The sequence below is a fragment of the Streptomyces javensis genome (assembly GCF_039525925.1).
Taxonomy (GTDB): Bacteria; Actinomycetota; Actinomycetes; order Streptomycetales; family Streptomycetaceae; genus Streptomyces; species Streptomyces asiaticus.
In genome coordinates this window covers 1-12475 of the sequence record NZ_BAAAIF010000134.1, presented here as the reverse complement: position 1 = coordinate 12475, position 12475 = coordinate 1, and the positions used below count along the sequence as shown (strand labels likewise).

The 12475-nt window shown below is 71.0% G+C and carries 2 protein-coding genes; both read right to left on the bottom strand.

The annotated features are described in order from the left end of the window. Nucleotides 1-10300 (bottom strand): SDR family NAD(P)-dependent oxidoreductase (locus tag ABD329_RS46365; RefSeq protein WP_344318085.1); only part of this gene is annotated, 10300 nt, incomplete at its 3' end. A 38-nt stretch (nt 10301-10338) separates the two neighbouring features. Then, nucleotides 10339-12475: type I polyketide synthase (locus ABD329_RS46360; protein ID WP_344318084.1), on the bottom strand; the 2137-nt coding region annotated here is incomplete at its 5' end.

Genomic DNA, 12475 nt, shown 5'->3' with positions numbered 1-12475 from the left:
CCGCACTGCCCAGGTCACCCGGCCGGGTCACCTCGACCCGCCAGCCCGAACCCGTCGGCAAAGACAGCTCACCGGCGCGGGCCAACCGTCGACCAAAGGCCGCGATCCCCCCGCCCTCAGCGGCGCAGCGGATACAGACCTCGGGCTCATCGGAATCCAGCACCGCAGCCAGCACGGTCTCCACGTCGGCGTCACGCGTCGGGTCCAGGCCGGCCGCCGGGTCGACGTCGACCAGCAGCAGACGACCCGGGTGCTCGGACTGCGCCGAGCGCACCAGACCCGCCACCGCCGCACCGGCCAGATCCTGGCCGTCGGATGCGCCCTGGGTCCAGACCACGAGCCGCGCGTTGTCGGTCGCGGGATCGGCCAGCCACTCCTGCACCCAACCCAGCACCGTCACCGCAGCCTGCTCGGCCACCTGCGACGCCGAACACCCGGCAGGAGCGGCAGACACGCTCGCCACAACCACCGGAGCCATCCCGGAACCATGCCGCGCCCACTGCACCGCGCCGACCGGAGCCTGCACCGTCAGCGGAACCCAGTCCACCGTGAACAGCGACTGCCGCACCTGACGATCAGACCCGCTCACCTGACCCACCGCAGCCTCACGCAGCACCAGCGACCGCGCCTGGAAAACCGGCTGACCGACACCGTCGAACGCTGTCACCGAGACGCCACTCGCCTCGGGCGCCAGGACGACCCGCAGCTGGCGGGCGCCACCGGCCAGCAGCCGAACGCCCGACCAGGCGAACGGCAGACCCGTCCCCCCGTCACTGCCATCACCGGCGGCCAGCAGACCGTGCAACGCGGCATCGAGCAGAGCGGGGTGCAGGCCGAACCCGGCCGCGTCCGAGTCAATGGCCTCGGGCAGTTCGGCCTCGACGTAGACGGTGTCCCCGGCGCGCCAGACCTGACGCAGGCCCTGGAACGCCGGCCCGTAGCCGTAACCACGCCGAGCAAAGCTCCCGTACGCGTTGTCGACCGACACCAGCTCCGCACCGACCGGCGGCCAGGCGCCCAGCGGGGCCGGAACGGGCTCGCTGCCAGCGGGAGTCAACACACCGACGGCATGCCGAACCCACTCTCCCTCCCCCTCGCGGGAGGAAATCGTGACCGTTCGCGGACCGTCCTCGCCATCGGTGACGCGGACCTGTAGCTGCACGCCACCGGAGCCGGGCAGGAGCAGCGGCTCCTGCAAGGTCAACTCCTCCAGCACACCGCAGCCGACCAGGTCACCGGCGTGGACCGCCAGGTCCACGAAGGCGGTGCCGGGCAGCAGCACCGTGCCGTGGACCGCGTGGTCGGCCAGCCACGGCATCGCCGACACCGACAGACGACCCGTCAGCACCAGCCCATCGCCCTCGGCCAGCCACACCGCCGCCGCCAGCAACGGGTGCGCGTCGCGCTGCAAGCCGATCGACGACGCGTCTCCGCGACCCGTGAGGGGCTTGGGCCAGTAGTGCTGGTGCTGGAACGGGTAGGTCGGCAGGCCCACCTTGACCGCCCGGCCCTCGTCGGCGGTTGCCGCGACCCAGTCCACCTCGACACCGGCGGTGTAAGCACCGGCCAGCGCGGTCAGCCAGCGACCACGACCACCCTCGCCACGCTGCAAGCTGCCCACGGCAACCAAGTCCTCGCCAGCCTGCACGATCGCCAAACCCAGCACCGGATGCGGACTGACCTCCACAAACACCCGGTGACCCTCCGCCGCCAGCGCGGCCATCACCTCACCGAAACGCACCGTCCGCCGCAGATTCCGGTACCAGTACCCACCATCCAACTCAGCCGTATCCACCACCCGCGCCTCGAGCGTCGAATAGAACGGCACCGCGCCACTGGCCGCCGACACCCCAGCCAGATCCTCGGCCAGACGCTCCCTGACCGCCTCGACATGCGCCGTATGCGACGCATAATCCACCGCGACCCGCCGCGCGCCACGATCGGCATACGCGTCCGTGAACTCCCCACATGCCTGCGCCCCACCGGCGACCACGACCTGCCGCGGACCGTTCACCGCCGCAACCGACAGGTCATCGCCCCAGCCGGAGACCCACTCCCGCACCTCCTCAAGCGAGACGGGCACCGACACCATGCCACCCGTGCCGGCCAGTTCGGCCAACGCCCGGCTGCGCAGCGCCACAACCCGCGCGCCATCCTCCAACGACAAACCACCGGCCACGCACGCCGCGGCGATCTCGCCCTGACTGTGACCCGCAACCGCCACCGGCTCCACCCCATACGCCCGCCACAACTCCGCCAGACTCACCGCCACCGCCCACGACGCAGGCTGAACCACATCCACCCGACCCAACAACCCCGCGTCACCCAGCACCTCACGCAACCGCCAGTCCACAAAAGGCGCCAACGCCCGCCCGCAACGCTCCATCGCCGCCGCGAACACCGGCTCCTGCTCCCACAACCGCAAGCCCATACCAACCCACTGCGCACCCTGCCCCGCGAACACAAACACCGGCCGCAACCCCGACAACGAACCAACACTCCCGGACACCACACCGGGCGCTTCCTCGCCGGTGGCGGCAGCGTTCAGGCCCGCCAGCAGCTGGTCGCGGTCGTCGCCGACCACCGCCAGCCGGTGGGAGAATTCCGTGGTCCGCGTCACCGCAAGGGAGAACGCCACATCCTTGGCCGCCACCTCCGGACGCGCCGCCACGAACTCCGCCAGCCGACCCGCCTGCGCGGCCAGCGCCGCACCGGACCGCGCCGACAACACCCACGCCACCGGACCCGCTGACGACTCCGGCCCGTGCAGGACAGGAGCCTCCAGGACCTCGGCCTCCTCGGCGGGCTCTTCGAGGATGACGTGGACATTGGTGCCACTGATCCCGAAGCCCGACACACCAGCACGACGCGGACCAGTACCCTCCGGCCACTCGCGCGGCTCGGTCAGCAACTCCACCGCACCGGCCGACCAGTCCACATGCGAAGACGGGGCGTCCACATTCAGCGTCTGCGGCAACACTCCATGGCGCATCGCCTGCACCATCTTGATCACACCAGCCACACCAGCCGCAGCCTGCGTGTGACCGATGTTCGACTTCACCGAACCCAGCAGCAGCGGCCGACCCTCAGGCCGATCCTGGCCATAAGTCGCCAGCAGCGCCTGCGCCTCGATCGGGTCACCCAACGCCGTACCCGTGCCATGAGCCTCCACCACATCGACATCACTCGGCCGCAGCCCGGCGCTCGCCAGCGCAGCCCGGATCACCCGCTGCTGCGACGGACCATTCGGAGCCGACAGACCATTGCTCGCACCGTCCTGGTTGACCGCACTACCCGCAACCACCGCCAGCACCCGGTGCCCACGAGCACGAGCATCCGACAGCCGCTCCAACACCAGGACACCGACACCCTCACCCCAACCGGTGCCGTCAGCCGCCTCCGCGAACGGCTTGCACCGACCGTCAGCAGCAAGGCCGCGCTGCCGCGCGAACTCCGCGTAGGTCCCGGGCGTGGCCATCACCATGACGCCACCGGCCAGCGCGATCCCGCACTCGCCTGAGCGCAGCGCCTGCGCCGCCAGGTGAATCGCCGTCAGCGAGGACGAACACGCCGTGTCCACCGACACCGCAGGACCCTGAAGACCCAACGAGTACGCCACCCGCCCCGACGCCACACTCGCCAGGGTTCCGGTCAGCCCATAGCCGCTCGCGCTGTCCTGCTCACCGACCCGGTAGTCCGACGTGATGATGCCCGCGTAGACACCCGTGTCGGTGCCCCGCAGCGAACTCGGGGTGATGCCCGCGTCCTCCAGGGCCTCCCAGCTGGTCTCCAGCAGCAGCCGCTGCTGCGGGTCCATGCCCAACGCCTCACGCGGACTGATCCCGAAGAACTCCGCATCGAAGTCACCGGCGCCATCCAGGAAGCCACCCACCCGGGCATAACCCTCGATCGCCTCACCGGACTCGGACAGGCCCGGCGTCTCCCAACCGCGGTTCACCGGGAAGCCCGACATCGCGTCGGTCCCGGTAGCGATCAACTGCCAGAAGGCCTCCGGGTCGTCGGCTCCGCCCGGGAACCGGCAGCCCATGCCGACGATCGCCACCGGCTCATCCGTACCGACACGGACCGCGGAGACGGCAGCCACGCCGTCGGTCCCGCAGGCCTCTGCCACCAGATAACGGGCGAGTTCCAGGGGGACGGGGTAGTCGAAGACCAGGGTGGCGGGCAGGCTGAGGCCCGTCTCCGCAGCGAGTCGGTTGCGGAGCTCCAGCGCGGTCAGGGAGTCGATGCCCATCTCGCGGAAGGCCCGCTGGGAGTCGATGTCCCCGGGGCTGGCGTGGCCCAGAATGACGGCGGTGGCGGCCCGGACGATCTCCAGGACGTCCTGCTCACGATCAGCGGGGGACAGCGCGGCCAACCGGGCCCCCAAGCCGCCCACGACCGCAGCCACGGCCGCCGACCGGCGCACGGAGACAGCACCGGCGACCAGACCGCGCAGCAGCGGAGTCACCGGCCCCCCAGCACGCGACAACGCGGCCAGGTCCAGCCGGGCCGGGACGGCCAACGGCGCACCCCAGGCGGCGGCGGCGTCGAACAGCCCGAGACCCTGCTCGGTCGTCATCGGCTGAACACCGCCACGACGCAGCCGGGAGAGGTCGGCACCGTCCAGGTGCCCGGTCATCCCCGAGGCCTGGGCCCACAGGCCCCAGGCCAGCGACTGGCCGGCCAGGTGCCGATCACGGCGGTAGGCCGAGAGGGCGTCCAGGAACGCGTTGGCGGCGGCGTAGCTCCCCTGCCCCGGGCTGCCCAGGGCGGCCATGGCCGAGGAGTACAGCACGAAGCCGGCCAGGCCCGCGTCCTCGGTCAGCTCGTGCAGGTTCCACGCCGCGTCGACCTTCGCCGCCAGCACCGGCGCCATCCGCTCGGGCGTCAGCGACTCCACGGTGGCGTCGTCGATCACACCCGCGGCGTGCACCACTGCCGTCAGCGGCCGCTCAGCCGCGATCCGCGCCAGCACCGACGCAAGACCCTCGCGGTCGGCCGCGTCGCCGGCCTGCACCCGCACGCTCGCACCCGACTGCGCCAACTCGGCGACCAGGCGGGCGACTCCCGGCGTGGCCGGACCGCGACGCGACAGCAGCACCAGGTGCCGCATGCCTCGAACATTCACCAGGTGCCGGGCCAACTCCGCGCCCAGCGTGCCGGTTCCACCGGTCACCAGGACGGTGCCCCGCGGGTCCCACTCGGCGGGAACGTTCACCACGACCTTGCCCAGGTGCCGAGCCGCCTGGAGGTAGCGCAGCGCCGCCACCGCCTGAGACAGCTCGAAGCACGTGACTGCGGGCGGCTTCAGCATCCCGGCCTCGAACATCGGCCCGAGCTCGGCCAGCATCTCCCCGACTCGCGGCACGCCCGCGTCCATCAGGTCGAACGCCTGGTAGACAACCCCGGGGTAGGCCTCGGCAACCTCGACGGCGTCGCGGATGTCGGTCTTGCCCATCTCGACGAACCGGCCACCGCGCGGCAGCAGCCGCAGCGACGCGTCCGTGAACTCCCCCGCAAGGGCGTTGACGACCACGTCCATGCCCTCGCCGCCAGTCACGGCCAGGAACCGCTCACAGAAGTCCAGATCACGAGTGGAGGCGATGTGGCTCTCCGCCACACCAGCCGCCCGCAGCGCGTGCTGCTTGGCCGGGCTCGCGGTCGCGAAGACCTCCAGCCCCCATTCCTTGGCCAGCTGCACCGCGGCCGTGCCAACTCCACCCGTACCGGCGTGGATCAACACCCGCTGGCCGGGACGGGCCTGGGCCAGATCCCGCAACGCGTAGAACGCGGTCAGGAACGTCACCGGCACCGCCGCGGCCTGCTGGTACGACCAGCCCTGCGGGATGGCGGCCACCAGGCGGCTGTCGACGACCCCGACCGGTCCCCAGCCCGGCACCAGACCCATCACCGGCTGACCGACCGTCAGGCCGTCCACCCCGGGACCGGTCGCGAGCACGACCCCGCCAGCCTCCAGGCCCAGGACCCGACCGTCCGAGACCATTCCCAGACCGGCCACCACATCGCGGAAGTTCAGGCCTGCGGCGCGCAGGCCAACCCGGACCTGACCCGGCTCCAACTCCGCTACAGCCTCGGGAGCGTCGATCACCGCGGTACTGCTCAGGTCGCCCGGCTGGGTCACCTCGACCCGCCAGCCCGTACCGCTCGGCAGCACAAGTTCCCCGGACGCACCGGCCCGGACCAGCCGACGACCGAAGGCCGCGACTCCCCCGCCGTCAGCGGCGCGGCGGATGCGGACCTCGGGCTCGTCGGAATCCAGCACCGCGGCCAGAACGGTCTCCACGTCAGCGTCGCGACCGAAGTCCAGGCCGGCCGCCGGGTCGACATCGACCAGCAGCAGACGACCCGGGTGCTCCGACTGCGCCGAACGCACCAGACCCGTCACCGCCGCACCGGCCAGGTCCTGGCCAATCCAGATCACCAAGCGCGCGTTGCCGGTTGCGGGGTCGGCCAGCCACTCCTGCACCCAACCCAGCACCGTCGCGGCAGCCAGCTGGACCGCCTGCGGCACCGACGTCCCGGCGGGAGCGGCAGGCATCGCAGCGACAACCACCCGGGCCATCCCGGAGCCGTGCCGCGCCCACTGCACTGCGGCGTCAGAAGCCCGCGTCGGTAGCGGGACCCAGTCCACGGTGAACAGCGACTGCCGGACCTGACGGGCCGGACCAGCGAGCTGACCGGTCGAAGCCTCGTGCATCGCCAACGACCGTGCCTGCAACACCGGCTGACCGACACCGTCGAACGCCGTCACCGAGACGCCACCCGGCGCGGAAGCGAACGCCACCCGCAGGTGACGGGCACCACTCGCCAGCAGCTGTACGCCTGACCACGCGAACGGCAGCTCCGTCCCGCCACTGCCATTGCTGGTGCCGACGATCAGGAGACCGTGCAGCGCGGCGTCGAGCAGGGCGGGGTGCAGGCCGAACCCGGCCGCGTCGGTGTCGATGGCCTGCGGCAGCTCGACCTCGGCGTAGACGGTGTCGCCGGACTGCCAGACCTGACGTAGGCCCTGGAACGCCGGCCCGTAACCGTAACCACGCTGAGCGAGACGCTCATAGGCGTCATCGACCGACACCTGCTCCGCACCCTCCGGAGGCCAGACGGCCAACGGGGCCGGGGCAGGCTCGTTGCCGACCGGGGCCAGCATGCCGACGGCGTGGCGAACCCAACTCCCCTCCCCTTCGCGGGAGGAGACCATGACCGTGCGCCGGCCACTGTCGCCGTCACTGTCACCCACCTGGACCTGCAACTGCACGCCACCGGAGCCAGGAATGACCAGCGGCTCCTGGAGCGTCAGCTCCTCCAGCAGGCCGCAGCCGGCCAGGTCGCCTGCGTGGACCGCCAGGTCCACGAACGCCGTACCAGGCAGCAGCACCGTGCCGTGCACCGCATGATCGGCCAGCCACGGCATCGCCGACACCGACAGACGACCCGTCAGGACCAGCCCATCACCCTCGGCCAGCCACACCTCGGCAGCCAACAGCGGGTGACCGGAGCGCTGCTGACCAGCCGACGCAGCATCCCCACGCCGAGCCACCGCGGCCTTCGGCCAGTAGCACTGGCGCTGGAACGGGTACGTCGGCAGATCAACCTTGACCGCCCGGCCCTCGTCGGCGGTTGCCGCAGCCCAGTCCACCTCCACACCAGCGGTGTAGGCACCGGCCAGCGCGGTCAGCCAGCGACCACGACCACCCTCGCCACGCTGCAAGCTGCCCACGGCAACCAAGTCCTCGCCAGCCTGCACGATCGCCAAACCCAGCACCGGATGCGGACTGACCTCCACGAACACCCGGTGACCCTCCGCCGCCAGCGCGGCGATCACCTCACCGAAACGCACCGTCCGCCGCAGATTCCGGTACCAGTACCCACCATCCAACTCAGCCGTATCCACCACCCGCGCCTCGAGCGTGGAGTAGAACGGCACCGCGCCACTGGCCGCCGACACCCCAGCCAGATCCTCGGCCAGCCGGTCCCTGACCGCCTCGACATGCGCCGTATGCGACGCATAATCCACCGCAACCCGCCGCGCGCCACGATCGGCATACACGTCCGTGAACTCCACACACGCCTGCGCCCCACCGGCGACCACAACCTGCCGCGGGCCATTCACCGCCGCAACCGACAGGTCATCGCCCCAGCCGGAGATCCACTCCCGCACCTCGTCCAGGCCGACCGGAACCGACACCATGCCACCCGTCCCGACCAGTTCCGCCAACGCCCGACTGCGCAGCGCCACAACCCGCGCGCCATCCTCCAACGACAAACCACCCGCGACACACGCCGCCGCGATCTCGCCCTGACTGTGACCCGCAACCGCCACCGGTTCCACCCCATACGCCCGCCACAACTCCGCCAGACTCACCGCCACCGCCCACGACGCAGGCTGAACCACATCCACCCGACCCAACAACTCCCCCTCACCCAGCACCTCACGCAACCGCCAGTCCACAAAAGGCGCCAACGCCCGCCCGCAACGCTCCATCGCCGCCGCGAACACCGGCTCCTGCTCCCACAACCGCAAACCCATACCAACCCACTGCGCACCCTGACCCGCGAACACAAACACCGGCCGCACCCCCGACAACGAACCAACACTCCCGCTCACCACACCCGGAGCCTCCCGGCCCGCCGCAGCCGCTGTCAGACCCGCCACCAGCTGCTCGCGGTCGTCACCGACCACCGCCAGCCGGTGGGAGAACGCCGTGGTCCGCGTCACCGCAAGGGAGAACGCCAGATCCTTGGCCGCCACCTCCGGACGCGCCGTCACGAACTCCGCCAGCCGACCCGCCTGCGCGGCCAGCGCCGCACCGGACCGCGCCGACAACACCCACGCCACCGGACCCACCGGGTCCGGAGCATCCTGAACAGGAGCATCCACGGCAGGGACATCCTGCGTGGGCTGCTCAAGGATCAGGTGCACGTTGGTGCCACTGATCCCGAAGGCCGACACACCCGCACGACGCGGACCCGAACCGGCCGGCCACTCGCGCGGCTCGGTCAGCAACTCCACCGCACCGGCCGACCAATCCACGTGCGTGGACGGGGCGTCCACGTGCAGGGTCTCGGGCAGCATCCCGTGCCGCATCGCCTGCACCATCTTGATCACACCAGCCACTCCGGCAGCAGCCTGGGTGTGCCCGATGTTCGACTTCACCGAACCCAACAGCAGCGGCCGGCCATCAGGCCGATCCTGGCCGTAGGTGGCCAGCAGCGCCTGCGCCTCGATCGGGTCACCGAGCGAGGTGCCGGTACCGTGCGCCTCCACAACGTCGACGTCGCTCGGCCGCAGCCCTGCGCTGGCCAGCGCAGCCCGGATCACCCGCTGCTGCGACGGACCATTCGGAGCCGACAGACCATTGCTCGCACCATCCTGGTTGACCGCACTGCCCGCCACGACCGCCAGCACCCGGTGCCCACGAGCACGAGCATCCGACAGCCGCTCCAACACCAGGACACCGACACCCTCACCCCAACCGGTGCCGTCAGCCGCCTCCGCGAACGGCTTGCACCGACCATCGGCAGCCAACCCCCGCTGCCGCGCGAACTCCGTGAACGCACCCGGGCTGGCCATCACGGTGACGCCGCCGGCCAGCGCGATCCCACACTCGCCCGAGCGCAGCGCCTGCGCCGCCAGGTGAATCGCCGTCAGCGAAGACGAACACGCCGTGTCGATCGAGACCGCGGGACCCTGAAGACCCAGCGAGTACGCCACCCGACCCGACGCCACACTCGCCATGGTTCCGGTCAGTCCATAACCACCCGCACCGTCCTGGCCCCCGACGCGGTACCCGGACGTGATGACCCCGGCATAGACACCGGTATCGGTGCCTCGCAGCGAACCCGGCTCGATGCCGGCGTCCTCCAGCGCCTCCCAGCACGTCTCCAGCAGCAGCCGCTGCTGCGGGTCCATCCCCAACGCCTCACGCGGACTGATCCCGAAGAACTCCGCATCGAAGTCACCGGCGCCATCCAGGAAGCCACCCACCCGGGCATAACCCGCGCCCGAGTCACCGGAATCACCGGAATCACCGGCAAGCGGGCCCGGCGCCTCCCAACTGCGGTCCGCCGGGAACCCCGACATCGCGTCGGAGCCTCCCGCAAGCAGCTGCCAGAAAGCCTCCGGGTCCTCCGCCCCGCCCGGGAACCGGCACCCCATGCCCACGATCGCGACCGGTTCGCGAATGCTCTCCTCGAGCTTCTGTAGTCGGCTCTGGAGCTGCCGGCCATCGTTGATGGCCCGCTTCAGATAATCGCGAAGCTTGTCTTCCTCGGACATAAGTTCAGCTACTCCTTGTTTCGCGGCAGACGATTCAGCTACTTGTCGAACCCACGTTCGATGATCTGGTACAGATCCTCGTTGGTGGCCGAGTCCAGGTCGTCCTCGTCCTCCGCCTCTGTTCCCTGTGTCCGCCAGTCCGCCATGAGGGCATACAACTGTTCCGTGATCCGCCCGCGATCGGCGTCGTCGAGGGGCACGGCCGACAACACAGCGCGCAGACCGTCCAGATCTGCCAGGGCAGTCTCAATGGCGCCGGCTTGGCGCGGTACCAACTGCTCGTGCAGGTGCCGGGCGAGCTCCAGCGGGACGGGGTGGTCGAAGACCAGGGTGGCGGGCAGGCTCAGGCCGGTCTCGGCCGAGAGCCGGTTGCGGAGCTCCAACGCGGTCAGGGAGTCGATGCCCAGCTCGCGGAAGGCCCGCTGGGGGTCGATGTCCCCGGATCGGGCATGGCCCAGGACAACGGCCGCGGCAGTCCTGACGATCTCCAGGACCTCCTGCTCACCATCGGCGGGAGACAGTGCGGCCAGCCGGGCCGCCAGGCCACCCGCGTCCGCGGCCACGGCCGCGGTCGGGCGAACCGGGGCAGTGGTAGCCAGCCCCCGCAGCAGCGCGGGCACCGGCCGTCCTCCACGGGACAGCCCGCTCAGGTCGAGCCGGGCCGGGACGGCCAGCGGCGTACCCAGCGCGGCAGCGGCCTCGAACAGCGCCAGACCCTGCTCCGTCGTCATCGGCTGAACACCACCGCGACGCAGACGGGTCAGACCCGCGCCCTCCAGGTGCCCCGTCATCTCCGACGCCTGGGCCCACAGACCCCAGGCCAGCGACTGGCCTGGCAGGTGCCGGTCACGACGGTAGGCAGCCAGCGTGTCCAGGAAGGCGTTGGCGGCGGCGTAACTCCCCTGCCCCGGGCTGCCCATGACAGCCGCGGCGGAGGAGTACAGCACGAAGCCGGCCAGGCCCGCGTCCTCGGTCAACTCGTGCAGGTTCCACGCCGCGTCGGCCTTGGCGGCCATGACCGTCGCCATCCGCTCGGGCGTCAGCGACTCCACGGTGGCGTCGTCGATCACACCGGCGGCATGCACCACCGCGGTCAGCGGCCGCTCGGCCGCGATCCGCGCCAACACCGAGGCGAGACCGTCACGGTCGGCGGCATCACCGGCCTGCACGCGGACCTCCGCACCCGACCCGGCCAACTCCGCGACCAGGCGGGCCACGCCCGGCGCGGCCGGGCCACGACGCGACATCAGCACCACGTGCCGCATGCCACGGACGCTCGCCAAGTGCCGGGCCAACTCCCCGCCCAGCGTCCCGGTTCCACCGGTCACCAGGACGGTGCCCCGCGGGTCCCACTCGGCGGGAACGTTCACCACGACCTTGCCCAGGTGCCGGGCCGCCTGGAGGTAGCGCAGCGCCGCCACCGCCTGCGACAGCTCGAAGCACGTCACTGGCGGCGGAACCAGCGTCCCAGCCGCGAACATGGCCCCGAGCTCGGCAAACATCTCCGCGATCCGCGGCACACCCGCGTCCATCAGGTCGAACGCCCGGTACACCACCCCCGGGTAGGCCTCAGCAACCTCGGCGGCGTCGCGGATGTCGGTCTTGCCCATCTCGACGAACCCGCCACCGCGCGGCAGCAGCCGCAGCGACGCGTCCGTGAACTCCCCAGCCAGAGCATTGACGACCACGTCCATGCCCTCACCACCGGTCACGCCCAGGAACCGCTCACAAAAATCGAGATCACGAGTGGAGGCGATATGGCTCTCCTCCACACCAGCCGCCCGCAGCGCATGCTGCTTGGCCGGACTCGCAGTCGCGAAGACCTCCAACCCCCACGCCTTCGCCAACTGCACCGCAGCCGTACCCACACCACCGGTGCCGGCATGGATCAGCACCCGCTGGCCAGGACGGGCCCGGCCCAGATCCCGCAGCGCGTAGAACGCGGTCAGGAACCCGACCGACACCGCCGCGGCCTGCTGGAAGGACCAGCCCTGCGGAACCGGCGCGAGCAGACGGCCATCCACGATCCCAGCCGGGCCCCAGCCCGGCACCAGACCCATCACCGACTGCCCCACCATCAGCCCATCCACCCCAGGACCGATCTCCAGAACAACACCGGAGCCTTCACCACCAAGGACCCGGCCGTCCGAGACCATCCCCAGACCGGCCACCACA